Raw genomic sequence first — 22,884 nt, forward strand, 5'->3', positions numbered from 1 at the left:
TTGATGTTCAAATCTCAGATTCGGCCTTCGTCAAAATACGTGACCTCCACACCCTTCGTCACGATAGAACTAATTCCTTCGAGATAATAGGGCATCCGTTCATCGGCATGCTGCACATCCACCCACTCGATAGCCAGAATTTCGTCCGGCCGGGTAATCTCCAGGTCACCGCTGACGATTTCCGCCCGGAATGTCAGTAATACCACATGTTCATCTCTATCCGTATGTACGAATTCGTTCACGGCCACGATCCCGAACACCTTAACATCCAGTCCCGTCTCCTCCTTGCCTTCGCGGATCGCCGCCATCTGCAGCGTCTCTCCAGGCTCTACCGCACCTCCCGGCAACGTCCAGGCTTCATTTTCATTCTGCACCATGAGCACTTTAGTTCTAGTCTCATCGGTAATCAATAGATACACGACATCCGTTCGTTTCATCGTTAACCTCCAAACAATAAATCCAGAATGGTCGAGAATTTGCCAGACGGGTGTCCTCGAAGTACGTCCGGGTCATAGATTTCCACATGACCGCAATGCAGGCAGGAGACAAAGAGGTAATGGTTGTGCTGGATGTCCATCAGTTGACTCAGTCCGGTGCCGGTCATCGCCACCTCTTTCACCGTTGCCTCCCGGTTCCCACACTTGCCACATTTGAACCGGCGCTGCAGCACTTCTTCCAAATTGAAGTAATCCATGACCCGAGGGGGTTCGGTGGGATCGCCAGGTTCCGGGCCGGGCAATCCCTCCAGATGCTCCGGAAGCACCTCATGTCTGCATTCGGGACAAACGTCTTGGACCAAAACGACCCGCTCTCCGCACCAAGGACATTGAATCATGGCCTCCGCCTCCTTAGAGATCAAGCTTAGAAAATTTTCCCCATATAGTACTCGTCGACGTACATCCCATCCATCCGAATGGAATCTCGTTTAACCCCTTCGATTTCAAAACCCATTTTCTTATTAAGCGCAGCGGCCCGTTCATTCGGTACCATCACCGTTAATTCGAACTTGGTGAGCTCGCTCTCTTCGCGCCACTTTTCGGCCGCATGAAACAGCGAAGTCCCCAAGCCACTTCCTGTATAAGCTTCAATAATACCTATGACGATGTGACCGATGTGTTTCGTTTTGTTCGCATTCCCGCCGAAGATAGCCAGATAACCAACGAGCTCGCCTATCTCCTCCGCTACTAGGATCGTGGAGCGTCCATCCGCCAGAATCGCTTGAATCCGATCCCGCTGAAGCTCTACTGTCGTGGTTCGTTCTCCCGGTTCATAAAGCATAAATTTCGTTTCCTGATCCAATCGCAGGCAAAGGCGCAAGAACCGCTCGGCGTCGTCCTCTCGAATCTCTCTAATTAGAGTCATCCCGTTCTCTCCATCTTGAAATGATAGATATGTTGCAATCCCACCGGACCTAATCGCGTTAAACCGCGGTCTTCAAACCCGACCTGGAGGTATAGCCGCTGGGCGGTAAGATTCCGTGCGTTTACGGCAAGCACGATTTCATCGACTTCGGGGAAGTGTTCCCTTACGAAAGCGGGAAGCTGCAGCATTGCCGCTTTGGCATACCCTTTACCCTGTTGCCGGAAGTCAACCGATAAGGCCCGTAAGAGGATGGCCCGCGGGTTATCGACCAACAAATCCGAACCCGCATTCAGGTGCAACACGAAGAATCCGACCGTCTCCCCTTCCGCCGATTGGATGACCACCGGATACCGGTTTGGATCCTGGGCAGCCACTTCCAAAGCCTCGCCAGGCAGCGCAGTAAATTCGACTTGCTCGGAGAGGAGCTCAAACCCTTGAAGCGTTTCAAAATCCTCCTCCTTAGCATAAAAGCGAAGTTGCGATGGACTACTATTCATTTTCTATCCCGCGCTCCTTGGCCGCCCATTTATCTGCAACCTGATCCTCGCCCTTAAAATAGTCCACTTGGTCAGCGCTATCGTAAATTTCCTGATAAGGCAAAATATTAATTTTCCCCGAATCCGGATATTCGCAGACATCCAGCCCCACATTCGTGCGAATATCCAGATACTTGCACGGCTTTTCCGTATGATTAAGCAGCTGGTGTGCTCCTGAAGGACCCGTCTCGAAGAAGACGACATCCCCGGTTTGTAATTCCTGTTTCCCTTCCGGCGTACGGAGCAACGCGCTTCCCTCCAGAATAACGAAGAGTTCCTCGGCATTGCGGTGAAAATGATACGGATATGAGTATTTCCCCGGATCCAACGAGCGGATATCGAACGTCAAGTGTTTGGAGCCGGACAGCTCCGCCAAGCGTTCGCTGGTGTGCCAAGCAAACTCCGGAATCGGTGATTGCTTCAGATGGTACGTAACGCGGTCCGCGTGATAAAGATGTGCCATACCTCTCCCCCCTAGATAAAAAAATGCCCGGCCGCCGATCATCTTTTCCTGGGGCCGGGTCATGCGTTGGTCTCTCCATTATACCTAATTTCGGACCGTTCGGATGGTTCTTGTTCTCTTATAACGAAAAGGTTTGGGCCAGAACCTCGTGGAGACCAGGCAGCCCCTCGATTTCCACGCTTTCGATCGACTCGACGAATGTGATTCCGTGCTGCCGGTAAATCTTCTTCCAGAAAGCAACGGCAATGGCGTTATTCTGCAACTGTTCCACCCGAATCCGGCCCGACAAGCGCCGCAGGATTTCGGATACGGCCTTCTCTGCCGTTTTCTGCCCGCGATATTTATGTAGAATAAACATCTCCTGTACCGTAAAATCGATCTCTTCAGGTACAAAAGGCGGTGCGCAAACCAGTAGGAAACCAGCCACCTTCCCCGAACAATAAATAAAATAAGGATGCAGTTCCTCCCGCTCCAAATAGAGGTACGTGTTCGCTAGGTCGAATCTCCCGTCATCACCCGGTTCCTCGCCGGTGAAAGCCGACAAATCATGCAAATACAAATTAAACAAATTAAAGAACAGCGCCTTCTGAGACGGTAAAATGGTTGCGATTCGAACGTCCATGTAGAGCCCTCCTTGGTTTCGCGAGTTACCGTCCTCTTTGGTCACGGAGATAAATATCCAGAGCTTCAATGCCCCGGCGGGCAAGAGCTACCCGTCAGTGGTCGACTCCGGCCAGCATTATGAGTTCCGCCAGGCTGCGAATCTCGTAAGTCGGCTTCAGGCCCAGCGTATTCGGGCGATGGAACGGGTTAAACCAGCAGGTGTCGATGCCGTAGTTTTGGCCGCCCCTCATGTCAGAAGTCAGCGAATCTCCAACGATCAACACTCGGCTTTTGTCCGCCTGCCGAAGCCCCAGTTGCTCAAAAGCATAATCGAAAATACCCGGATGCGGCTTCTGATATCCCGTATCCTCGGACACAATGATTGCCTCAAACATCCCCGACAATTCCGAACCGGCGATCCGGTTTGTCTGCACCTTCTTAATCCCGTTGGTGATGATTGCCAGGTGAACACCGGCTTCGTTCAAACCACGGCAGATGTCGTAAGCGCCGTCGATTAGATATATACCTTCTCCGAGCAACTCCAGATAACGCTCGCTGATCTCTGCCACCTCGAAACGGGGAGTCAGACCCAGCTCCTGCACCAGCCGAGCAAACCGCTCCGTCCGAAGCGCAGCCTGCGTAACAAGCCCTTGTTCAAGGTCGCGCCACAGCTGCTGATTAATCGCTTGATAGGCTTCCATCACCTCATCGGTGCAAGCAATGCCTGCCTCCGTAAGCGTCCGGGTTAAGGCATGGCTCTCCGCCTTCGGATAATCGTATAACGTATCGTCCGCGTCGAATAAAATATGCGTATAAGTCAATGGTGCTCCTCCTGTTGCCTTCTAAGTTATCGTAAAGCATCGCCTAGCATTGGCAGACCATCAGCAGATTCCCGTCGGGATCCTTGAAATTAAACCAATGATTATTCTCGATCCCCGTAACCAATTCCACGTTCCGCTCCTTCATATAAGCGTAAGCTTCCGTAATGTCATGCGTGTTGAAATGAAACGCAGGAACGCGAAACGTCTTGTCTTTGGCATAGATTTTGCTGTCCAGCACCAAGCCAGCCCCCTGCATCGGCAGCACGTATAAATGGCCGTGCAGAACTTCTCCGTCGACCGGCAGCCCTAGTAAGCCGCAATACCAGTCCCGGGCCTGTTCAATGTCGCTGACCGGAAGAAACACCGCCCCGATTTGATTGCTGATCGGATTCAAATAAACCTCTCCCTTCACGCCCTTGTTTTGATCGGAATGTATAAGTCCACCTTGGCCTTGCCTTCGGGATCCTGAGCCGGATCGTTCATGCTGAACTCCAGGCAGTACCGGTCGTCCGGGTCGTATTCGCTGTCCGGCAGCCAGTTACCGAAAATGCTCTGGTACAGAAGCGCAAGCTTATCCGTTGTATCATAGAAATAAAACTTGGCATAAAGTCCTCCCGGCAGCGTCTGAAACTGAATCTCCGGCGGCGTATCCGTTTGGCTTAACCCTTCTGGAACGGTCACACAGGCATCGTACCGGCATTCCTCTTCCTCAGTCACTGCGGGATCGTCCAGTGAAATGCCGATATAAGATTGCCCCGGCGGAAACAGACGATGTTCCGCGGCCCACATGCCTAATTTCGCCCAAGCGCGATAGGTTTCCAGATAACTGCCCACATGCCTTACGTACGCTACTTCCATCAAGGGAAGCTCTTCAATGGTTGCTTGCATTTGCCAAACCCTCCTCAATAAACTGTGTTTTACAGTTTGATCATAAGGGCTCGGCGCCGGACCGGCCTCCTCGGGATTGCGGTCTGATAGCGAAATATTGCGATCCTGCCGTGCTTGTTCGCGCATCTCGGTTGGTGTTTGGCCGTAGTACTTCTTAAATGCCGCATTGAAGTTTGAGGCCGACTCAAATCCGCATCGCAGGGAAATCTCCAGCACAGGGAGGGGAGATTCCCGCAGATAAGTGGCAGCTTGGGCTAATCGCTGCTGAGCGATATACGCAAACGGCGTACGCCCTGTAACTGATGCAAATATCCTCGAGAAATGATATTTGGAAAAATGGGAGACTTCGGCCAATTGATCCAGACTGAGCTTCTGATCCAAGTGCGCATCGATGTGTGCGCAGACCTGGTTAACTCTTTCCTGATAATCGTTCATCCCGCTTCAATCCTCCCCGGAGCCCCCTCCCAATGGGAGGGCCGTTGGAGGAGAGGCGGTAGCTTCGTAGCCGAGTCCCCTTTAGCCGCGTTGATTTGAGCTTGGGTAAGGAAGAAGCTCTGAGACAGATTGGCACCTCTTAAATCGGCATCCCGCAGATCTGCACCGATCAAGTCGGCACCGCAGAGGTCCGTTCCCCGCAAATCGGCGGCGATCAGATAGGCGCCTCGCAGGAGGGCACCACGTAAGTCGGCCCCCCGAAGCTTCGCGCCGATCAAGTCAGCGCCGCGTCCAAAGTTTCTGCGGCGTCCAGGTGACGACTTGGCCTGTCGGAGCGCTTCGGAACGGACGCGCTCGCTCACCTCCAGCAGCAGCTCGTTGACTTTGGCACGATGAGCTGCCGGATCACAGGCGAGCAGATCGTCCGCACCGGCGTAAGCGAGCCGTTCAGTCTCGTCATAGGCGAAGCGCAACTGATCATGCAAATCATTTACCTGGGATAGACTTAACGCTTCGTCCAGGTACCAGAGCAATTCGTGCAGCTGCCACATCACCGGGAACACTTCGAACATCGGCTTAGTAGATCCCGCCGCTTGACGCCAACTCACCCCAGCGAAAGTCACCTGTGAGACCTGTTGCCCTGCGCCAAAGCAGTCATAGACTGTACAGCCTCGATAGCCCTGCTCCCGCAGTCTGCCATGAATCCCGCAGCGAAAATCCTCCCGCAAATGTCCGCAAGGCTGTCCTGCCGCCTTATCCGCAGCGAAGTCCACCGATGCGGCGAAGGGCAAGGCGGCACAACACAAGCCAAAGCAATTGTCGCAATCGGCTCGCAGCGATAATCGGCGTTGCCCGTAAGCTGTTTCCCCGGTCGTTAAGTTCTCAGGCATAACGAAATTCCTCTCTTTTCTTCTTCAAGGTTGTGTATCTAATATAAACAAGGAACCGGGAAAATCAAAGGAATTTCCTAGTTTTATTCCCTTAACGAATATCGTGAATTTGTCCGAGATGATGCTCCGCATGCCGGATATAATCTTCAAATAATTCGTCAAGTGTTAGCGAGGTACCGTCGGTGAGCACACATCGTTTCGCTCCATCCGATTCGGTGGCACTACGCAGCGCATTCAGGATCAACCCGTTAAGTTGATTCCACAACAGGAGAAGCTCCTCACGGTGATAGTAATGCTGATAGCCGTGGCGTTTCACCCAATCATCCTGCGCGTACCCATCAATTGTGATCGGCTCATCCGTCGTCAGAATCCGCATAAACCGCACATGGTTATTTGCCGCCGAATCGCACAAATGCCCGAGGATCTCCATCTTCGACCACTTCTCCGGCGACGGTTTATTCACAAAGCTTGCCTCGTCCATGGCGCTCACGACTCTCGAAAACTCCGCCAACAAAAGCTCCAATTGATCAAACGATTTGATCATCCCGCTCCCCCTCCTCGATTCGATAACGTAACCAATAACTCCATATTAGGCCAGAATACAGCTGGAAGTAAATGCCGATTTGCTAACCTTTGCCTAATCAAAAGAGGCCTGTCGTAACAGGATGAACTCCTGCTCCGACAGACCTTCCGAGATCCCTAAAGAGTTTATTTCAACTTCGCAACAGTGACGGCTACCTTCTCCATCTGGGTTTGGCTTATTTTGCCATCCGGCGAGCTTAGCGTCACGAAACGGTCATCCAACTTGAAGGAAAGCATCGGCGTTTCAGACGGAGTGTACCATTTCGCTTGAACACCGTTCGACAAGGTGATCGTTTTTCCCTCGTATTCGTAAGCATAATCCCGCGGGGATATCGAAACCGTCATATGAATAAAAATCAAGTTCACGCCATCATCCGAGGCGCTCACCAGCTTAAAGCCATCCCCTTTAGCCATTTGTTGGGGCGCATATGGCGTTTCGAAGGATTCGAATTTGGCGAACGCTTTGATGATCTCCTCCAACTGGGCTTTTGTATAGTTTACAGTGATCAAATCTGTATTGGATTCAGGGATTTCCGGGGTTTCCGGAGCTTTGCTCCCGATTTGCACCTGATGGCGGGTAGCGTCATAATTCACCGGAACCTTCAGCACATCCGCCAATGCCCGTACCGGCAAATACGTCGTTCCGTCGTAAGTGATTGGCGCCAACTGACGCCCTTGCCCGTCAACCGGGGCGTAGGTTTGACCGTTAACCTGGATGCCGATTTGGTGATTTAAATAAGCGGTGATTTTCTGCAATTGCGTTCCTGCGAAGACTCCTGCGGCTCCGGTAAAGGTCATGCCCACTACAGCGAAAGCCAAGATCGATTTTTTCATGTTGTTGTTCATATGGTTATTCCTCTCCTCACAATGTTCTTTTCAATTACTTAAACTCGATGACTTGAGTGACAAGCAGCGTTGTAGGATCATCCACCGTAATACCCAGCTGTTTACCCGATGGACTCCAGCTTAATGGGTATACCGGATGGGGGAGCGGCTCCGTGGACGCGTAATAGGGAGCGAGCGGCGACACTTGCCCTGAACCCGTGTCGAACAGATACACCCCGTTCATACCCGGTTTCTTCTCGGTATACACGTCGAACGCCAGTTTGTCGGACTCCGGAGTCCAAGATACGTAGGAGATCAGGTCACCTTTGCCGATAAGCGTACCCTGGAGGGTGCCGGCCGAGTCGTAGATCAGCAGTTCGCTGCCTTGAAACGCTCCCGATTGGGTAACCGTAGACACGGATATATATTGGCTGTTCGGTGAGAGTTGGAAATCCCATACGTCGCGAATTAAGCTGACCGGCTTCGTCTGCCCCGGATCAAACACCTTCAATACCTGGTGGTTGTCGGTATAGTAGATTCGGCCGTGACTGACGCCAAACTGCGTAAATACCTCAACGTCAGGATCCTCCAGCGGAAGCTTCGTCACTTTCCCATCCGCCGCAGAGATTTGCCGGATCTCTCCGCGCCCACTCATAGAACCGGCGGCCAAAACATACGTATTCTCGTTAAGCCAGCCACCCAGTTCCAAGTAGTTGTCCCCGGGGATTTGAATCGTTTCGCCCGTCCCGCGATCTTTCACGAAATTGTCGGCAGTATATTTGTCCTTCCATTTTTGAATAAAGCTGTACCCCCCGTTTGGTGACAAGGTCTCTTTCACGAGCATATAGCCGTCCATTTGCTGTCCCTCCTCTCCCGCGGGTTTGCGCGTATGGCCATTCACCAGGTTCAGGATTGAAGTCGCGTACTCGTATTGAGGTTCCTCAGTCGCCGTCCCGGCTTTGACGAGTCGGATCGTTTCGATTGCCACCTCGTCTTCTGAAATCCAGGATTGAATGCTCGCGGCTTCAATCTTATGCGTTCCAGCAACGGTTACCTCTCGGCTAGCCGGTTGCCCCGGCGTGTGAACTATCGTTAACTGTCGCTTGGCTTTGGCTTCATTCGCTCCACCTCGGACGGGCGTCTGCTGCCCGGATTGGCGAGTGGCACCAGGGTCCACGACCGTCAGCCGGTCTCCGGTTGCTTGACATGCCGTTAAGGCGATGGACAACAGCGTTGCAGCCAACAGCGTGAACCCGTACTTCCCAGCGTGATGCTTCATCACAGGTACCTCCCGCGTTAGTGCCACAGGAGCTCCGAAGCGTTTCGGTTTCCCCTGTTGACCTAAGTATAGAAAAGAGTTATCACATAAAAATATCCGACTTGTAACGTTCTTGTAACGTCTTTGCTAAATGTGAAAGTGCAGGCGATATGCACACGAATTTCGGTAAGTGGCCTTCAGATGCAAAAGTGCAGGCAATTTGCCCGCGGATGTCGATAAATCGTCTTTCAGATGTAAAAGTGCAGTTTATTTTTGCCCAAAACGTCCTTAAAGTTAGAATCAGCTCCTACCGGATGCACTTTTACATTTGACTAGCTCGAAACTGGCACTGGGGCTAGAAATCAAATGCACTTTTGCAGTTGCTCCTTTCACCTTGCCGCCGGACCCGACGACATGCCAAACAGCCCGGACCTCGATTAAGTCTGGGCTGAAACCGGCTGAATTAGCCGCCATCCTGAGGATCAGGACGCTCAAGCGGCAATTCGATGACAAACGTCGATCCCTCGGGGCCGGATGCGGTTAGTTTCACCGAACCCCGTTGCTTCTCTGCGAGGCTGCGAACTAGCGGCAGGCCAAGGCCTGTCCCTCCATGAACTCTGGCTCTGTCGCTGCTGACGGTAAAGAACGGATCAAAGATGCGAGGCCACGCTTTCGGTGGGATGCCGATGCCGGTATCTTTCACCGTAATTTGCATCCGCCCCGGACCGCCCGGTTCTGAGATCGCTTTATTGGATAGAAATACTTTGCCGCCGGGTTGATTGTATTTCACGCCGTTATCCAAAAGATTCATCACCATATGCATCACGTTATCCGAATCGGCCCAGACCTTGCCATCCTGCAAGGTTGTGACCAGTTCGATGCCTTGCTTCTCCGCTTTCGCTTGCAAGCGTAACGCCGCTTCCGTAAGCAATGGCTTCAGGTCGACCGAGGAGGCATGTGTTTCAAACTCGTAGACGTCCATGGAAGACAGCTTCAACGATTTCTCAACAAGCGCGTATAATCGCTCGGCTTCCATCCCGATATGCCGAGCCGCCTCCTCCAGGAGCGCCGGGTCGTCCCGATACATATCCAACAGATCGGCGTAAGCGAGAATTGAGGTCAGCGGGGTTTTCAGTTCGTGACTGATGTTCCCGATGAACAGTTTCTGTTGCTGCTCCAGCTCCTGCAAACGGGTAACCGCCTCAAGCAGCTTGCTTTTCTCATCGGTCAATTGGGTGTGGGTGGTCGCGATTTTTCCGCTCATTTCATAGATCCCCTGCGCGAGTTCCCCAAGCTCATCTTTCCGTTGGACAGTAGGCTCACGTAGGTACTCCCCTTCTCCTATCCGCGTTGCGGCGCGGTTTAACCGCGTGATTACATGAGCTTGTCGCCAGACAAAGAGGTAGCCGAGCAGAAATCCCCCAACCAGCACCGTCACACCCGCGAGCCAGAACAACCGCCGAATCCGCTCGTAAAAAGCCTGTTGTTCCGTGAGGGACACATGAAATTGCACCGTTCCCACCGATTGCTGTTCGAATGCATAAAGAGGCGCTAAATACAATAGCTGATCGCCTTCCGTGATATAGGCAGATCGCCCTTTTGCTGTATAACTTAGCGCATCCTGGACATCCACCTTGGGCTGAAACGGCAACGAGGTGCCCGCAAGCGACCCGTCGGTTTTATAGAGTGTGACCGGCAAGCCGCTTTCGGCACCCAAATCGACGGCAAGACCTTGGCCGCTTTGCTCCATGAACGCATCCGGAGCGGGCGAACCGCTCGTCAGCACTTCCTGGCGAACCCGGAGATTCGCGGACTCTGCCTCTGCGGCCAACGTTTGTTCCAGGCGCTCGCGCTGGTCCTCCCGGATGCCTGCCAACACCAGGACGCTAAGGACGGCGATGACGGCAGCCAGCAGAATAGCGAGAAGCGCCGCTGCCTTCCCTTTGAGGCCAAATCGCCAAGTCCGTCGTTTCATGGCTGTTGCTCCGCACTTTTATAGCCAATGCCGTACACGGTTTGAATCACATTGTTCCACTGACCCAGCTTCTTGCGCAGTCGTTGCACATGCATATCGACCGTTCGCGTGCCTCCGGCGAAATCCATGTCCCACACTTGCTCCAACAGCGCTTCCCGAGAATACACCCGCCCGGGATGTTCGGCGAAGAGCGCCAGCAAATCAAATTCTTTTGGCGTCAGGTCAATTAGGGTACCGCCAGCATAAACCGTCCGATTGAGTAAGTGAATCGTAAGTTCACCTAATCGAACGAGCTCCCGATCCTCATTGGGAGTCCCGGGGATTGTCTGTAAGCCGCGTCGCGCAAGCGCTTTAACTCGGGCGACAAGCTCTCGCATATCAAACGGCTTGGTCATATAATCGTCCGCCCCAAGCTCCAGGCCCAGCACTTTGTCGACGATGTCGTTCTTAACCGTCAACAAAAGAATCGCCGGCCGCTGCGGCCGGCCTTCCAGTCTGCGGCATACCTCGTATCCGCTTAGCTTGGGCATCATGACATCAAGTACCATGACCTCCGGTCGGAACGAATCGACCCGGTCTAGCGCCTCTTCCCCATCCGCCGCCGTCTCCACCGTGTACCCTTCGCGTCGCAGTGCGTAGGACACTGCTCCGGAGATGCCCGCTTCGTCATCCACTACAAGCACTTTGGTCATGCGACAACTCCTTTTTGTACTACAAGCTTAGAAAGTAATGGTAAAACTCCGTATCCCGCTCGTATCCACTTTTTTCATACAATCGCTGAGCCCGGGCGTTGGTCATAGCCGTCGACAGCTCCAAGCCTTTGGCATCCGTATCCCGGGCATGGGATTTTGCTGCTTCCAGCAACAGCTTCGCCGCGCCTTGGTTCCGATATTCCTCCTGTACGTACAAATCGTTTAAAATCCAAATTCGTTTCATCGAAATGGACGAAAAGGAAGGATATAGCTGCGTAAACCCAACTGCCTTCCCACTGAGCGGCTCGACCGCCAAGAAAACGACGGATTCGCTCCGGCTTAGCCGGCTCTCCAAAAACAGCCGGGCTCCTTCCAGGTCCGAGGCTTGTTCATAAAATAAGCGATATTCGTCAAACAGCCGGGCTAATTGCTCCAGATGTCCAAGTTCCGCTTCATAAACGCTGACGGGTGTATGATTCATTGGTGCATCTCCTTGTTAGATGATGAATTCAATAGTCTAGCAGCCGGCGGAGCTGCCACTGCCGCTCCAGCTCAATCCTTGCCTTGGCGGTGTCCGCATCGTCCGCGGCAAGAGCCAATGCCTTGGCGGCATAGGTGGCGCTATGCGGCGCATGCTCCGCCACATGCGCGGTCGCCGCCGCATGACCGGCGGCTCGGGCCGCTGCACTGGCGGAGGCATGGCTGGCTTCGCGGGCCGCGTTATGCGCCGCAAACGCTGCCGCACGCGCCGCGGCCATGCTCACTTCGCCGCGCACCCAGGCGCGGGCCGCTTGGATCGCCTTGCGTGGCCGCAAATCCCCTGGCCGCTCCGCCTCGAAGCAGGTCAGCACGCGCTCCGCGCATTCCGCTGCCCATAACGCCAACGTCCGCTGATCCGTTTGCTCCGCATGATCCGCGATGGACCGCTTGATTTTCGCGTCGACAAACTTCCTGGATTTCAACGTGGCTTTTCTCCTTTCCCCAAACACAGCTAGTTGAACAACCCCCAATAGAAAATAAAAACGAGCGCCAAAATCACTGCAGCGGAGATGACCAGCGTTTGGATGAGATTGCCGTATATTTTTTTGAGATGAAGATAGGATTCCGTTAGGATAAAGAAACCGGCAAAGATCGTTACGACCATACCCAAACAACGAACAAAACCGAAAATGAAACGAAACAGAAAAAAATCCGAGGCCGCAAAAGGAACCAGGCAAAATCCAATGCCAACCAAAAAGGCGTAAAGCAGGCTTTTTCCTTATTCAACCATATCACGTCCTTCGCTTATTCGGCTTGCTTAGCATCCTGTCATATAGTTTATATATGCCGAAGCCCAGTAGAAAACCCGCCGTGTTCAAAATCATATCGTCGACGTCGAAGCTGCCTCTCTTCAGTACCAGCTGCAAGATTTCAAGGATCACGATTCCCAGCAGAAAAAGAGAAATCTCTTTCCGCAGCTTCCCTCCGAACACCATGGGCATCAGGAGACCAAAAGGGATAAACACGCCGATGTTCCCGATCATATTCACGAGCCATCGGGCTGACATAAAATCACCTGCACGAAGAAATTGGCGGATCGTAAATAAAGGCTTCAAGTTGTACCTATAGGTATCATGCGGTTCTCGGCCGAAACCGAACAACATCCAGTAAATCAGCAGCAAGGAATATCCGACCAGCGCGAAGGCAACCCACCGCCTATCCTGAGGTTTCACCATGCGCTACCTCTTTCCGATCTGGTCAAATAACAATTGATAGTACTCGTCCGAATTGGGCGTAAAATCCGTTAGACGCCATGTGGCCTGTTCTTCCATCAGGGTCCTGCTGGGGTCATCCACGTAAACTCCGGTTGACGTCAGTTGGTCGCGATCCCCACAGCGCAACTCCTGAAAGTCTCGCAAGCTAACCCAATAAAGCCCCGTCAGTTCCTCGGCCTGGATGCGGTAATCGACCAAAGGCTGTTCGCTTTCGTAGAGAAATACATGGTTAAACTCACGGTCGATCAAATGGGGGGAAATTAGATGCTCCTGAGCTACCTTGCCGATATAGGTCAGATCCTCAACCGGTACCGCTAGTCCGAGCTCCTCTTCCAGTTCGCGGACTCCGTCCCTTGCTTCTTCTCCAGCTTGGAGATGTCCTGCGCAGGAAGTATCCAGGAGCGAAGGGAACACGTCTTTATTCACATGACGCCGTTGAAACAAGAGATCGATTTCGCCCTTGGTATCCCGTTTCATAATCCAGCAATGAAAGGTTTGATGCCACAAACCTTTTGTATGTACCTCTTGTCTGGAGGCGGTGCCCAGCTTCCTCATCTCTATGGTGTAGAAGTCAAAAATTTCGGTTTCGCTCATGTTGTCCTCCAAGTCGATTCGTTCTCATGCCCCTGTTCTCATGGCCGATATTCCGCCTCGAGAAGAATATCCTTATATAACACGGTGAGCTCGCGCAAAATCTCCAAGCTTTCCTCCGCCCGCTCCATCTCCAGGCCATGATTGGCTCCTGGAATGGCCACAACCTGAAGCCGGCTTGATGCCTTCATGCGGCTTGCCATTTCAGCAGGAAACAAGTCGTCCTTTGTGCCGTAAACCACAACCGCTCGAGTTTCATGGATATACGGCAACGTATCGGGAATCGGCGTCAAGTAAATATGCCGGATTTCCGCTCCAGCGCCCAGTTTGCGATGGACTTCCCCGGCCACGACCGTGCCCAGACTTTTGCTGATGAACACCATCTCTTCATAATTGCCGTTCAGTTGACGCACCGCGTGTTCGCATTCCTCGACGACCTTCGGAATCTCCCGATATTCCAGCTCCTTTCGGGCTGCCTGATAACCGTACTCCAGCGCCAGGATATCATATCCGCACTCCCAGGCAGCAAGACCGGCATAGTGTAGCGTCGGCTTCTCGCAAGAGTAATTCTTCCCGGGGAACAAGACGACCAACTTCCGATTGGAATCTGCAACCTGAACGTATCTTACGTTGATCTCTGCATTCCAATGGGAGGGAAATTTCAGAAGGGTTGCTTTCATGCTTGCCGCTCCTCTCGACTATAGGGGAATTTCAACACGATTACAGCTGAAACCGCTCCTGGATGATTCTTGCCACCTCGTCCGGGGAACAGGCGGTATTGTTGATTTTGATGTAATTAGCTTCTCCTATCTCACCGTCCAAGGAGTTCAATCGATGTTTCTCCATGGTTTGAAGTAGATCCCTTTCGGAGCGCGCCAGATTTCTTTTACTTGCCTTATGCAGCAGACGATGCGGATCGCGGTTGCGGATCAGCCGTTCCTCCAGATCGGCCTCCAATTCAACGTAGAACACTTCACCGCCCTGGGATTCAAAAATCCGGCGGATATGTTCAACATATTCCCGGTCAGACGGGAGGTCAAACGCCCAGACATAGGTAAAAATCAGCCCGGGCAAGTCACTTTTCGCTACCTCTTCAAAGATTTCCTCCCGAAACAAACCAACCAGCCGTTTGCCGGCGGGAGACCCATAATCAAAAAAATGCGAGACCAGCTCAATCGTCATATGATTATGAAATAACTTCAGTCCAGTAAGCTTCTCCAGCTCCTGGCCTACCGTCATCTTTCCTACCGCCTGCGGGCCAAATATAATCACAAGCTTCATCTGCACCATCTTCCCCTCCGTATAGAGTTCGACCCGGCTCGTCGCACACAGGAAGGCCGGGTCGTCTTGAAGTACTATGGGATGTTAGTTGCGTCGGGGCAGCTTGGCATCCAGATAGGTGGTCTTGCAATCGCTCCGCAGCATTTCCATATAAATCTCATCGAAGTACGTATCATTCATATAATAGCTTTGCGATCGGCGGCCGAAAACGCGGAACCCAGCTTTTTCGTAACATCGGATGGCCGGTTGATTGAACTCAAATACGCGCAGCATGATATTGTTGAGATTCAAGACTTTGAACCCGTATTCGCAAATGAGCTGCAACGCCTCGGTTCCATAACCCTGCCCCCGTTGGTCCTCATCTCCCAAGAAGATCCCGACCTCCGCGACCCGGCGAATCGAGTCCATAGCAAACAAGGAACAATTTCCCAGCAGTTGGTCATCGTCCATCCTAACGATCGCAAAATTTTGGCCCTCTTTGACCATGTCCTCCAGCAAGCCTTGTTCTCGTTGCAGCCCAAACACTTCTCTGGAATTCCCCAGTCTGACAGACACGGAAAGATCATTGATCCACCGGGTATAGGTCTCTACGTCTTCTGGATTCACGGGGGACAGATACAACCTGGATCCCTCCAGTTTCTTGAAATACTTCATCGGTTATCTCTCCTTCTCTCCGCTCTTTCGATCACTTTCGTGCCGGCGACAACGTCGTGGCAAGTCTGGTTTCCCTTAGTGGAAAATAATATCACAAGATAAATCAACAGGATACCGTTAGGCAGGTAAATCCAGCCCGGGTGGGCCGGTATTTCCACACTCCACCAGGGTTCGGGCACCAGGATGATCCCATGGGTCATTTCCCAGGGAAACAGACGCACCGCCGTTCTGACCAAAGCCTGCCCAACATGGATCGGCTTGCCTTGATCGTCCGTGACGCGCAAACCCAGACATTTTTTGCCGAGCGTCTGTCCATAACGTCGCTCCATCAGGATGAAGTAACCCCATACGGGCAAAGACATCGTACCCAGCACCCAGAGCTCAACTTCGATCCCCTTGTCGAAATAGGCAAAGGGAAAGCCGGAAAACACAGCGTTCACCAGCCCCTGCAAAGCGACCAAAACGGCAGCCAGCATCATGAAATCAATCCAGTAAGCCAATAATCTCTTTAAGGCGAGTTTCATGTCTCACCTTCCGATTCATTTTTTATACAAGATACGCTTTACGTTCTTCGATTTGACTCCGATGATGCTGATCATGCCAAATAAAATCGCGCAGATAGGATTCAAACGTAAACTCCCCGTAGGTTCGGTTAAGCATCGCCTCATCCATGCCCTCAATCGCCTCGAGGATCAAGCAGCGATAATACACGGCAAGCTCGATTAATTCCGATTTTGATTTCGCGTGCCCAAACTCCACGGCCTCACGGTTAAATTCGTCAAAATCCAGCTCCTGCAACGAAAGGGGCTGATCCTGCGAGATGGGCTGGATAGCCCTCTCCCAGAAATATTTGTCCCACATCATCAAATGGCTGACCAACCCGTGGACAGACCACTTCCCTTCGTTAACGGGCTTCGCCCAATCCAATGGCTCGATGTCCCGGACATAACTTGTCCACGCGCGGAATTGGCTCAAAAGGTCATCTTTGACTGCTTGCATTGACATCCCCGATCCCCCTAATCAAACTCTCTTGATAAAATGGAATACTGATACGAATCCCGCCAACTTCCCTTGTGCCAGCGATGTTCCCGAAAATGCCCTTCATACTGCATCCCGAGCTTTTGCATCACTTTAGCGGAACCCACATTATCCGGCCGACAGGTCGCATAGATCCGGTGCAGTCCCAGCTCGCGGAAGCCCATGCGTACCATGAACTTGGCCGCCTCCGTCGCGTACCCTTCCCCCCAAAATGTCCGATTGAAGCAATACCCGAGCTCGGCTTGCCTGTACCCCTCCAGGAACAAGCCGCACCCCCCAATCAATTGACCGGTCTCACGGATGACCACTGCCAGTTCATACGCTACCCGCGGCAGTTGCTCCTGCTTTTGGATCACTTGTCTCAAATAATCCTGCGTATCTTCCTCCGAATTCGGTCCCCAGAGCATATGCTCCACCACCAATGGATCAGAAGCATAAGCATGAACCGCCTGCTCGTCCTCCCACATAAATTCCCTGATCTGCAGACGTTCCGTGTTCATTAGCATCCTCCGTCCCCCATTCAGTTCAGTTTTAACGCCATATCATCCTCGTCATAATACTTGCCGTCCCATTTCAAGGCTCTTCGCTCGGTTCCGTAGGTCCGAAACCCTATCGATTCGTAGAGTTTGAGAGCCCTCCCGTTTGTAGATACGACCGCTAGATTGAGCTGTTCCAGCCCATCCAACTGCTTAGCTCTCGATAGGAGCTCCTGCATCAGCACCTGACCTATTCCTTGGCCCCGCATTCCGGGCGTGACGTACAAACCGAATACAGTTCCTTTATGCCGTGTTTTGGGGGAGCTTTCCCGAACAAAGGTAACGATGCCCGTTAACGTCCCATCTTCGTCGAACGCGCCCAGCACGAATCGGTCTTCGCTGGGTTTGATGCGATCCGCCACCGTGTCAGTCGAAAAAGCCGCTTCCCGCTCGTAAGTTGATCCGAAGGCTTCCGGATGATCCTGCAAACCTCTCAAACGAAGGGTCTGATAGATCACAGCATCTGACGCCTCCAATATCCGCAGCTCCATACGATTCCTCCCGTTCTTTCATGGGTTGATACAAGAATACCAGAACCGTATCCATTTGAAAAACCTTCCAAAATAGGTGTTGTAAAACTAACCTTTAAATGGTAATCTATGTAATGATAGCGCTATCATAATAATCGAAACCGGTTTAGTATGAACATCGCACGTGGCAGGTTAGCCCAACCCATTCAATTTTTGAAAGGAGCGAATTCATGATGCTAAAACGCGGTAAACCGATTCTCCTCTTTCTGCTGCTCACCCTCTTGGTCGTCTTTGTGCCTGCACCCCAAATCTCAAGCGCGGCTCCAAACTGGAAACTGGTCTGGAGCGACGAATTTAATGGTTCCTCTCTCAATCGTGCTTACTGGACACCCGAAATGGGCACCGGTACGAACGGTTGGGGAAATAACGAACTCCAGTATTACACCGACCGTCCGCAAAACCTGCAAGTTACCGGCGACAATCTGGTGATCACCGCCCAGAAGGAAAATTACGGAGGCAGAAACTACACATCCGCGCGAATCAAAACCCAAGGCTTAAAGAGCTTCACTTACGGCAAAATCGAAGCCCGAATCAAGCTTCCGACCGGACAAGGCCTTTGGCCGGCGTTCTGGATGCTGGGCGAGAACATCACTTCCGTTAACTGGCCTTATTGCGGCGAAATCGACATTATGGAACGCGTAAACCATAACGCGGTTGTTAACGGCACCGTGCATTGGGACGCGAACGGATACGCCTCTTACGGCCGGACTTCAGGCAATTTAGATTTTTCTCAATACCATACGTACACCGTTGAATGGGACTCGAGTTATATTCGCTGGTTCGTGGACGGTATCCAATATAATGAGTTCTATATCGCAAACGGAACCGGGAACACGGAAGAATTTCAGAAGCCGTTCTTCCTGCTGCTGAATCTTGCAGTCGGCGGCAACTGGCCGGGTAGCCCGGACGGGTCCACGCCATTCCCCGCGCAAATGCTGGTGGATTATGTACGCGTCTATCAGGACCAGGTCGGTACTTCGCCTACCCTTGAGAACGGCGCAGTCTATACCCTCGCTTCTAAAGCTAGCGGTAAGGTGATGGATGTGGTTGATGTCTCCACTGCAGACGGGGCCAAAATACAGCAATGGACCAACTATAGTGCCAGCAATCAGCGTTTCCGTCTGGATAGCACAGGCGATGGATATTACAAGCTGACAGCCATCCACAGCGGCAAGGTGCTGGATGTCCCAAGCGCAAGCACAGCCACCGGCGTGCAGCTGCAGCAGTGGACGGATAATGGTACGGATGCTCAGCGTTGGCGTATCGTTGATGCGGGCGGCGGATATTTCAAGCTGGTATCCAAAGCCAGCGGTTTGGTGGTGGATGTGTCCGGCGCTTCGACGGCGGACGGAGCAGCGGTGCAACAGTGGACGGATAACGGCACGGACGCGCAGAAGTGGATGTTTACGAAGGTGAATTAAACAGAAGCTTTAAAGGGGCGGCCGAGCTTCCGCCCCTTTTCAGGTTAGTTTATTTTCGGGAGGGAACGTTGGCTTCGGATGCTGGCTGGTATATGTCCGATCCCGAAAATTAGGCTGCAAGCCATAAGAGGATAAGAATGCAGCAGAAGTGAGGCACTCATGAAATACAGGACCGGCATGACCGCCATCGGCACCGGAATCCCCAACATCGACGTGTATAAGTAACGATACTCCCGTTCATTCCGAAGGTAGCGAATCCAGCCGCTGGCGTAAAACCCTAAGCTCAGGAGCATCATCACGAGAGCGATCCATTCAAGGCTCCCTTCCAAGCGTATCGCCGAGAACAAAGGGAGAACCACGACACCCACTCGTCCGATGCCTTCAGCGATTTGATAAATGTGGCTTTGTTTGGTTTCTTTCAATCCGGGTATGGGCTGCGGAGGCCAAACCACAAACAACAAATTTGGGAGTAACACCGCTGCCGGGATGAGTAAACTGGACATATGCACCATAGGATAAGCCTACCTTCTCTCCCCTTGCTTTTCACCCAGCATAGCAAAAAAAGATTTCCGGCGATGTGACTTGCCTCCCTTCGCTCAAGGGCTATCCACAATTTGAATGGAGTGATTTCGCCGAATCAGCTCTTCGATGAATCGCTTTTGATCCGCCGGTGAGATAACGACGCTGCCAAGGACACCGGTTCGGTAGTGGATTTCAATCGCATCACGCGAGGAGATGAGTCGATACCCTAACCAGATATTCGGATGGTACGTAATCCGAGTAATCTCCTCGAATCGAATTTTGGAACGGAGCATGCCTCCCTTAACGAGCAGCACATCCTCTTTGATCTCGTAGGAGATACCGATCGCGAGCCACCCCAGCAAGGCGGTCACGAGCACATCGGGTACGATTAGCCCCACAAGTCCTCCCGACGTTAATGCTTGCGGATCGAGAAGCAACGGCCATAGAATCACCAGATTTGCAACCAAAATCAATGCCGTCCAAAGGACAGTGAACAAAGGATCTCGTTTCGTTTTGAATCGCATAGCAACCCTCCTGCAATACAGGTTGAATTTCAGGAATTTCTATTTATATCCAAACCTTACCCTCCTCATAACCGATTGCCATGAGATAATGGCAGAAGAACCGATTACATAGGAGGTTATGGATTGATAACGTACACGATTCGTCAAATGCGAAAACCGGACGATTATGATGCGGTCGCCGAACTAATTAACTTTATAGCATCAGAGCCGACGTCCGGGAAGTTGTTAGAGGAAGATGACGCCAAAATTCCGCCAGGCCAGTTGGACTATAACGAAGAGGGGAAGCTTACGGGCTGGGATCATCCCAAATGGGTTGCCGAAGATACGCAGGGTCAGATCGCCGCTTATGCCCATGTTTGGCGCGCTCCTTGGACGGAGCCGGGCGAGCTCATGTTCACCTTGGTGGTGCGGCCGGAAGTGCGAATGAACGGCGTTGGCCGTGCCATTTACAATGAAGTTGAACGTTGGTCTACCGAAGTCAAAGCCAGTCGCCTGACTAATTATATGAGGGATAACGATGCCGCTTCCTTGGCTTTTGCGGAACGCAGAGGTTACGTCCGGGAACGCCACACGTTCGAGTCTGTACTGGAGCTGGCGACATTCGATGGCGGTAATCTGCTGGGCGCGATTTCAGCAGCCCAGAACACCGGGATTGAATTCGTTACATTGGCGGATGAGCCCGGTGAAGCTAACGAACGAAAACTGCATGAGCTGTACCGGTCAACGCACCTGGATATCCCCGGATTCTCCGGAAGTTTTCCTTGGTTCGAAGAGTGGAAAAAATGGAGTATCGACCAACCCGGCGTTCGTCCCGAATGGATCCATATCGCCAAAGACGGGGAACGGTACGTTGGCGTCGTGACGCTGCAGCAAAACGAGCAAACGCAGGCGATGTACCACGAGTTCACCGGCGTGCTGCGGGAATACCGCGGTCGCCATATCGCTCTAGCCTTGAAGCTGCTGGCGATCCAGACGGCGGTAAGCTGCCGAGTGCCTTACTTGCGGACACATAACGATTCCATGAACGGTCCGATGCTGCGCATCAATCGTGATCTGCTTGGTTTCCGTGCCGAGCCTGGGAGTTATAAGATGGTACTGGAACGAAGTTACTAGTCGAGGAACTCTAAACCCGAGCAAAACGCCCCAACCTATGGATAGCTCTATCAAGGTGGGGCGTTTTGCAATTGAGTTTGTTACTTTCTATTTTACGATCAAGCCAAGCAGTTTGGCAAAGCCGATGGCTTGCTCTGGTGAAACCGTACAGCCTGCTAAAGCATAGGTGGGAATATCCGCACGTTCAAACGTGCACGTACTGATATCCATACCCTTCAGAGTGGTTTCATTAAAATCGGTCTCATTCAGATCACAGCTCAGCAGCTCGACCTCCTTGAACTTGGAGCCGTAGAAATTCGCATTTTGGAGAGAACAGTCCTCAAATCTGACCTGTTTTAAGGAGGCCTCCACCAGGTCACTCAAATTCATGATGCAATGTTCGAACGTCACCGAGCCCGTATTGGCCTTGGATAGATTCAGTCCCGTCAACTTGCAGTCCTTGAAATGTACCCGATGGATAATCGCCTTCTCCAGCACCGCATTGGACAAATCGCAATTTTCCAGCACGACATCGGTCATGTCCATCCGCTCGAATACGGTGCCGGCAAAAGAACAACCACGGAGCACCACTTTGGATAGGATGCATTTTTCCAATACCTCATGTTCGTAAGACGCACCCACCACCGTTGCTCCAACCAATTCATGGTCCTCATCTTTCAACACTTCATTCCAATTGGCTTCCGTTAAATCAGCCGTGAGTTGCGGGGCGCTCATTTTCGACTTTGCGGTCATCAAGATTCCTCCCCGGTTGACGTCTTCGCTAATTCATTTACCTCATCCAACAAGGTTCGGAGTTCGTGGATGCTTTCGCGGATTCCCTTCGGGTCTGGTCCTAGCTTTCCGTACATCAGATCCAATCGATCTTTGTAACTTTCCGGTCGGATGTCAAACGATTGGATGTTACGCACCGCCTTTTTCTCGTTCAAGCAATAACGGCCATTTAACGCATAAAGTGCTTGATTGAGGCTCGACACGCTTCGAAAAGCATGCCCGGTTACGTATGAGATATCGTCACGATCGGCACTTGATTCCATAAGCATCAGGGAAAAACCCGCTTCAAACAGAAACTGCCGCAACATGCCCTCTCGTAATAGAGGCGGGTACGGATGGGTCTGATTTTTCAGCCGGGTCAACCGGTCTTCCCGCTCCCACAAAATCCGGCATACGGCTACCTCCCCCATATAAATGCTGTTCAAGAAAGCATGGGGATGCCCCGTTTGGTACATCATTTGGACAATTCCTTCACAGCAATCCTCAACTGCCTTTCGGACTACGGTCATATCCCGATACAGGAAATCTACGTGATAACCGCCGATGACGAGCCAACCGCCACCGTTAACCCCCGGGCCCCATTCGCCGATCCCCGTTAACAGATCGTTTCGGTGCTGATCGTCGAGTTCCGTCGCGATTTGACCCAACCCGGTGATATCCAAACCGTTTTCGCCTTCATAGTACAGGCCGATGTCGATATCCGAATCGGGACGATGGGTGTTCGTCGCCCGCGATCCTCCCAATACGATGGCCTGAAGGCCTTCCGTTCCCTGCAGGCGGTTAACGATCCGCTCTAGGATGTGTTCAATACTCATGGTC

General features: G+C 52.2%; 33 protein-coding genes. 2 read left to right on the forward strand and 31 right to left on the reverse strand.

The window, feature by feature from the left end; all coding sequences use genetic code 11:
- Positions 1 to 14 precede the first annotated feature (14 nt).
- The 27 genes from KJS42_RS01775 to KJS42_RS01905 form a co-directional block, all read right to left on the reverse strand.
- Entirely contained in the window at positions 15 to 437 is a 423-nt protein-coding gene (locus KJS42_RS01775) for an NUDIX hydrolase (RefSeq protein WP_193415141.1), read from the reverse strand.
- Positions 438 to 439: 2 nt separating this feature from the next.
- On the reverse strand, positions 440 to 835 hold the full coding sequence (locus KJS42_RS23315; protein WP_193415140.1) for a zinc ribbon domain-containing protein: 396 nt from the start codon (positions 833 to 835) through the stop codon (positions 440 to 442).
- A gap of 26 nt (positions 836 to 861) precedes the next feature.
- Positions 862 to 1,362, reverse strand: coding sequence for a GNAT family N-acetyltransferase (locus tag KJS42_RS01785; protein WP_213621778.1), 501 nt, complete (start codon positions 1,360 to 1,362; stop codon positions 862 to 864).
- Entirely contained in the window at positions 1,359 to 1,859 is a 501-nt protein-coding gene (locus KJS42_RS01790) for a GNAT family N-acetyltransferase (RefSeq protein WP_213621779.1), read from the reverse strand. Before KJS42_RS01790 ends, KJS42_RS01785 begins: the two co-directional genes overlap by 4 nt.
- The gene (locus tag KJS42_RS01795) at positions 1,852 to 2,361 is read right to left on the reverse strand and encodes a cupin domain-containing protein (protein WP_213621780.1); all 510 of its coding nucleotides are present in this window, start codon (positions 2,359 to 2,361) and stop codon (positions 1,852 to 1,854) included. Before KJS42_RS01795 ends, KJS42_RS01790 begins: the two co-directional genes overlap by 8 nt.
- A gap of 118 nt (positions 2,362 to 2,479) precedes the next feature.
- Positions 2,480 to 2,983: a GNAT family N-acetyltransferase gene (locus KJS42_RS01800; protein ID WP_155605214.1), complete on the reverse strand. Its 504-nt coding sequence runs from the start codon at positions 2,981 to 2,983 to the stop codon at positions 2,480 to 2,482.
- Between the two features lie 94 nt (positions 2,984 to 3,077).
- Positions 3,078 to 3,785: a YjjG family noncanonical pyrimidine nucleotidase gene (locus KJS42_RS01805; protein ID WP_213621781.1), complete on the reverse strand. Its 708-nt coding sequence runs from the start codon at positions 3,783 to 3,785 to the stop codon at positions 3,078 to 3,080.
- A 43-nt stretch (positions 3,786 to 3,828) separates the two neighbouring features.
- A complete protein-coding gene (locus KJS42_RS01810; protein ID WP_213621782.1) occupies positions 3,829 to 4,179 on the reverse strand; it encodes a VOC family protein in 351 nt (116 codons plus the stop codon).
- A gap of 14 nt (positions 4,180 to 4,193) precedes the next feature.
- The gene (locus KJS42_RS01815; protein ID WP_213621783.1) at positions 4,194 to 5,108 is read right to left on the reverse strand and encodes an AraC family transcriptional regulator; all 915 of its coding nucleotides are present in this window, start codon (positions 5,106 to 5,108) and stop codon (positions 4,194 to 4,196) included.
- A complete protein-coding gene (locus KJS42_RS01820) occupies positions 5,105 to 5,998 on the reverse strand; it encodes a pentapeptide repeat-containing protein (protein ID WP_213621784.1) in 894 nt (297 codons plus the stop codon). Before KJS42_RS01820 ends, KJS42_RS01815 begins: the two co-directional genes overlap by 4 nt.
- A gap of 91 nt (positions 5,999 to 6,089) precedes the next feature.
- Entirely contained in the window at positions 6,090 to 6,542 is a 453-nt protein-coding gene (locus tag KJS42_RS01825) for a DinB family protein (RefSeq protein ID WP_244868347.1), read from the reverse strand.
- A 164-nt stretch (positions 6,543 to 6,706) separates the two neighbouring features.
- The gene (locus KJS42_RS01830; RefSeq protein WP_213621785.1) at positions 6,707 to 7,426 is read right to left on the reverse strand and encodes a stalk domain-containing protein; all 720 of its coding nucleotides are present in this window, start codon (positions 7,424 to 7,426) and stop codon (positions 6,707 to 6,709) included.
- Between the two features lie 34 nt (positions 7,427 to 7,460).
- Positions 7,461 to 8,684: a WD40 repeat domain-containing protein gene (locus KJS42_RS01835; protein ID WP_213621786.1), complete on the reverse strand. Its 1,224-nt coding sequence runs from the start codon at positions 8,682 to 8,684 to the stop codon at positions 7,461 to 7,463.
- A gap of 442 nt (positions 8,685 to 9,126) precedes the next feature.
- Positions 9,127 to 10,638: a sensor histidine kinase gene (locus KJS42_RS01840; RefSeq protein ID WP_213621787.1), complete on the reverse strand. Its 1,512-nt coding sequence runs from the start codon at positions 10,636 to 10,638 to the stop codon at positions 9,127 to 9,129.
- Positions 10,635 to 11,330 (reverse strand): response regulator transcription factor, encoded by a 696-nt coding sequence (locus KJS42_RS01845; RefSeq protein ID WP_155605205.1) that lies wholly within the window; start codon positions 11,328 to 11,330, stop codon positions 10,635 to 10,637. The genes KJS42_RS01840 and KJS42_RS01845 overlap by 4 nt, the downstream gene beginning before the upstream one ends.
- A 19-nt stretch (positions 11,331 to 11,349) precedes the next feature.
- The gene (locus tag KJS42_RS01850; RefSeq protein ID WP_213621788.1) at positions 11,350 to 11,811 is read right to left on the reverse strand and encodes a GNAT family N-acetyltransferase; all 462 of its coding nucleotides are present in this window, start codon (positions 11,809 to 11,811) and stop codon (positions 11,350 to 11,352) included.
- Between the two features lie 28 nt (positions 11,812 to 11,839).
- Positions 11,840 to 12,292, reverse strand: coding sequence for a putative immunity protein (locus tag KJS42_RS01855; protein ID WP_213621789.1), 453 nt, complete (start codon positions 12,290 to 12,292; stop codon positions 11,840 to 11,842).
- Between the two features lie 29 nt (positions 12,293 to 12,321).
- Positions 12,322 to 12,474 carry a hypothetical protein gene (locus tag KJS42_RS01860; RefSeq protein ID WP_213621790.1) on the reverse strand — a complete coding sequence of 51 codons (153 nt, stop codon included), beginning with the start codon at positions 12,472 to 12,474 and terminating at the stop codon, positions 12,322 to 12,324.
- A 127-nt stretch (positions 12,475 to 12,601) separates the two neighbouring features.
- Complete coding sequence (locus tag KJS42_RS01865) at positions 12,602 to 13,045, reverse strand: VanZ family protein (protein WP_213621791.1); 444 nt, start codon at positions 13,043 to 13,045, stop codon at positions 12,602 to 12,604.
- A 3-nt stretch (positions 13,046 to 13,048) separates the two neighbouring features.
- Positions 13,049 to 13,678 (reverse strand): NUDIX hydrolase, encoded by a 630-nt coding sequence (locus KJS42_RS01870; RefSeq protein WP_213621792.1) that lies wholly within the window; start codon positions 13,676 to 13,678, stop codon positions 13,049 to 13,051.
- 38 nt (positions 13,679 to 13,716) lie between these two features.
- On the reverse strand, positions 13,717 to 14,355 hold the full coding sequence (locus KJS42_RS01875) for an alpha/beta hydrolase (RefSeq protein ID WP_213621793.1): 639 nt from the start codon (positions 14,353 to 14,355) through the stop codon (positions 13,717 to 13,719).
- A 40-nt stretch (positions 14,356 to 14,395) separates the two neighbouring features.
- A complete protein-coding gene (locus KJS42_RS01880) occupies positions 14,396 to 14,956 on the reverse strand; it encodes a DEAD/DEAH box helicase family protein (RefSeq protein ID WP_193415383.1) in 561 nt (186 codons plus the stop codon).
- An 84-nt stretch (positions 14,957 to 15,040) separates the two neighbouring features.
- Positions 15,041 to 15,610 (reverse strand): GNAT family N-acetyltransferase, encoded by a 570-nt coding sequence (locus KJS42_RS01885; RefSeq protein ID WP_213621794.1) that lies wholly within the window; start codon positions 15,608 to 15,610, stop codon positions 15,041 to 15,043.
- On the reverse strand, positions 15,607 to 16,134 hold the full coding sequence (locus KJS42_RS01890; protein WP_213621795.1) for an RDD family protein: 528 nt from the start codon (positions 16,132 to 16,134) through the stop codon (positions 15,607 to 15,609). The genes KJS42_RS01885 and KJS42_RS01890 overlap by 4 nt, the downstream gene beginning before the upstream one ends.
- 22 nt (positions 16,135 to 16,156) lie before the next feature.
- Positions 16,157 to 16,615 (reverse strand): DinB family protein, encoded by a 459-nt coding sequence (locus KJS42_RS01895; RefSeq protein ID WP_240908620.1) that lies wholly within the window; start codon positions 16,613 to 16,615, stop codon positions 16,157 to 16,159.
- 11 nt (positions 16,616 to 16,626) lie between these two features.
- Positions 16,627 to 17,148, reverse strand: a complete 522-nt coding sequence (locus tag KJS42_RS01900) for a GNAT family N-acetyltransferase (RefSeq protein ID WP_306433120.1) — start codon at positions 17,146 to 17,148, stop codon at positions 16,627 to 16,629.
- 20 nt (positions 17,149 to 17,168) lie between these two features.
- A complete protein-coding gene (locus KJS42_RS01905) occupies positions 17,169 to 17,675 on the reverse strand; it encodes a GNAT family N-acetyltransferase (protein ID WP_213621797.1) in 507 nt (168 codons plus the stop codon).
- A gap of 209 nt (positions 17,676 to 17,884) precedes the next feature.
- Here KJS42_RS01905 and KJS42_RS01910 point away from each other — a divergent pair, with 209 nt between their 5' ends.
- Entirely contained in the window at positions 17,885 to 19,135 is a 1,251-nt protein-coding gene (locus KJS42_RS01910; RefSeq protein WP_483311266.1) for an RICIN domain-containing protein, read from the forward strand.
- A 44-nt stretch (positions 19,136 to 19,179) separates the two neighbouring features.
- On the opposite strand, the gene KJS42_RS01915 is transcribed toward KJS42_RS01910, so the two are convergent.
- Both KJS42_RS01915 and KJS42_RS01920 read right to left on the reverse strand, forming a co-directional pair.
- A complete protein-coding gene (locus tag KJS42_RS01915; protein ID WP_213621798.1) occupies positions 19,180 to 19,647 on the reverse strand; it encodes a hypothetical protein in 468 nt (155 codons plus the stop codon).
- Between the two features lie 84 nt (positions 19,648 to 19,731).
- Positions 19,732 to 20,181, reverse strand: a complete 450-nt coding sequence (locus tag KJS42_RS01920) for a PH domain-containing protein (RefSeq protein ID WP_193415120.1) — start codon at positions 20,179 to 20,181, stop codon at positions 19,732 to 19,734.
- Between the two features lie 123 nt (positions 20,182 to 20,304).
- On the opposite strand from KJS42_RS01920, the gene KJS42_RS01925 reads away from it, so the two are divergent.
- Complete coding sequence (locus KJS42_RS01925; protein ID WP_244868348.1) at positions 20,305 to 21,294, forward strand: GNAT family N-acetyltransferase; 990 nt, start codon at positions 20,305 to 20,307, stop codon at positions 21,292 to 21,294.
- A gap of 87 nt (positions 21,295 to 21,381) precedes the next feature.
- Here KJS42_RS01925 and KJS42_RS01930 read toward each other — a convergent pair whose 3' ends face one another.
- On the reverse strand, positions 21,382 to 22,026 hold the full coding sequence (locus KJS42_RS01930; RefSeq protein ID WP_193415118.1) for a pentapeptide repeat-containing protein: 645 nt from the start codon (positions 22,024 to 22,026) through the stop codon (positions 21,382 to 21,384).
- A complete protein-coding gene (locus tag KJS42_RS01935; RefSeq protein WP_213621799.1) occupies positions 22,026 to 22,880 on the reverse strand; it encodes a nucleotidyltransferase domain-containing protein in 855 nt (284 codons plus the stop codon). The genes KJS42_RS01930 and KJS42_RS01935 overlap by 1 nt, the downstream gene beginning before the upstream one ends.
- Between the last annotated feature and the right edge of the window lie 4 nt (positions 22,881 to 22,884).

This window comes from Paenibacillus sp. J53TS2, from assembly GCF_018403305.1.
Lineage (GTDB): Bacteria > Bacillota > Bacilli > Paenibacillales > Paenibacillaceae > Fontibacillus > Fontibacillus rhizolycopersici.

What these genes read in the sequence shown, in the direction of transcription:
- KJS42_RS01775 (WP_193415141.1), bottom strand. Translation starts at nt 437, where the DNA reads ATGAAACGAACGGATGTCGTGTATCTATTGATTACCGATGAGACTAGA.
- KJS42_RS23315 (WP_193415140.1), bottom strand. Translation starts at nt 835, where the DNA reads ATGATTCAATGTCCTTGGTGCGGAGAGCGGGTCGTTTTGGTCCAAGAC.
- KJS42_RS01785 (WP_213621778.1), bottom strand. Translation starts at nt 1,362, where the DNA reads ATGACTCTAATTAGAGAGATTCGAGAGGACGACGCCGAGCGGTTCTTG.
- KJS42_RS01790 (WP_213621779.1), bottom strand. Translation starts at nt 1,859, where the DNA reads ATGAATAGTAGTCCATCGCAACTTCGCTTTTATGCTAAGGAGGAGGAT.
- KJS42_RS01795 (WP_213621780.1), bottom strand. Translation starts at nt 2,361, where the DNA reads ATGGCACATCTTTATCACGCGGACCGCGTTACGTACCATCTGAAGCAA.
- KJS42_RS01800 (WP_155605214.1), bottom strand. Translation starts at nt 2,983, where the DNA reads ATGGACGTTCGAATCGCAACCATTTTACCGTCTCAGAAGGCGCTGTTC.
- KJS42_RS01815 (WP_213621783.1), bottom strand. Translation starts at nt 5,108, where the DNA reads ATGAACGATTATCAGGAAAGAGTTAACCAGGTCTGCGCACACATCGAT.
- KJS42_RS01820 (WP_213621784.1), bottom strand. Translation starts at nt 5,998, where the DNA reads ATGCCTGAGAACTTAACGACCGGGGAAACAGCTTACGGGCAACGCCGA.
- KJS42_RS01825 (WP_244868347.1), bottom strand. Translation starts at nt 6,542, where the DNA reads ATGATCAAATCGTTTGATCAATTGGAGCTTTTGTTGGCGGAGTTTTCG.
- KJS42_RS01830 (WP_213621785.1), bottom strand. Translation starts at nt 7,426, where the DNA reads ATGAACAACAACATGAAAAAATCGATCTTGGCTTTCGCTGTAGTGGGC.
- KJS42_RS01835 (WP_213621786.1), bottom strand. Translation starts at nt 8,684, where the DNA reads ATGAAGCATCACGCTGGGAAGTACGGGTTCACGCTGTTGGCTGCAACG.
- KJS42_RS01840 (WP_213621787.1), bottom strand. Translation starts at nt 10,638, where the DNA reads ATGAAACGACGGACTTGGCGATTTGGCCTCAAAGGGAAGGCAGCGGCG.
- KJS42_RS01845 (WP_155605205.1), bottom strand. Translation starts at nt 11,330, where the DNA reads ATGACCAAAGTGCTTGTAGTGGATGACGAAGCGGGCATCTCCGGAGCA.
- KJS42_RS01850 (WP_213621788.1), bottom strand. Translation starts at nt 11,811, where the DNA reads ATGAATCATACACCCGTCAGCGTTTATGAAGCGGAACTTGGACATCTG.
- KJS42_RS01860 (WP_213621790.1), bottom strand. Translation starts at nt 12,474, where the DNA reads ATGGTCGTAACGATCTTTGCCGGTTTCTTTATCCTAACGGAATCCTAT.
- KJS42_RS01865 (WP_213621791.1), bottom strand. Translation starts at nt 13,045, where the DNA reads ATGGTGAAACCTCAGGATAGGCGGTGGGTTGCCTTCGCGCTGGTCGGA.
- KJS42_RS01870 (WP_213621792.1), bottom strand. Translation starts at nt 13,678, where the DNA reads ATGAGCGAAACCGAAATTTTTGACTTCTACACCATAGAGATGAGGAAG.
- KJS42_RS01875 (WP_213621793.1), bottom strand. Translation starts at nt 14,355, where the DNA reads ATGAAAGCAACCCTTCTGAAATTTCCCTCCCATTGGAATGCAGAGATC.
- KJS42_RS01880 (WP_193415383.1), bottom strand. Translation starts at nt 14,956, where the DNA reads ATGAAGCTTGTGATTATATTTGGCCCGCAGGCGGTAGGAAAGATGACG.
- KJS42_RS01885 (WP_213621794.1), bottom strand. Translation starts at nt 15,610, where the DNA reads ATGAAGTATTTCAAGAAACTGGAGGGATCCAGGTTGTATCTGTCCCCC.
- KJS42_RS01890 (WP_213621795.1), bottom strand. Translation starts at nt 16,134, where the DNA reads ATGAAACTCGCCTTAAAGAGATTATTGGCTTACTGGATTGATTTCATG.
- KJS42_RS01895 (WP_240908620.1), bottom strand. Translation starts at nt 16,615, where the DNA reads ATGTCAATGCAAGCAGTCAAAGATGACCTTTTGAGCCAATTCCGCGCG.
- KJS42_RS01900 (WP_306433120.1), bottom strand. Translation starts at nt 17,148, where the DNA reads ATGAACACGGAACGTCTGCAGATCAGGGAATTTATGTGGGAGGACGAG.
- KJS42_RS01905 (WP_213621797.1), bottom strand. Translation starts at nt 17,675, where the DNA reads ATGGAGCTGCGGATATTGGAGGCGTCAGATGCTGTGATCTATCAGACC.
- KJS42_RS01910 (WP_483311266.1), top strand. Translation starts at nt 17,885, where the DNA reads ATGATGCTAAAACGCGGTAAACCGATTCTCCTCTTTCTGCTGCTCACC.
- KJS42_RS01915 (WP_213621798.1), bottom strand. Translation starts at nt 19,647, where the DNA reads ATGGTGCATATGTCCAGTTTACTCATCCCGGCAGCGGTGTTACTCCCA.
- KJS42_RS01920 (WP_193415120.1), bottom strand. Translation starts at nt 20,181, where the DNA reads ATGCGATTCAAAACGAAACGAGATCCTTTGTTCACTGTCCTTTGGACG.
- KJS42_RS01930 (WP_193415118.1), bottom strand. Translation starts at nt 22,026, where the DNA reads ATGACCGCAAAGTCGAAAATGAGCGCCCCGCAACTCACGGCTGATTTA.
- KJS42_RS01935 (WP_213621799.1), bottom strand. Translation starts at nt 22,880, where the DNA reads ATGAGTATTGAACACATCCTAGAGCGGATCGTTAACCGCCTGCAGGGA.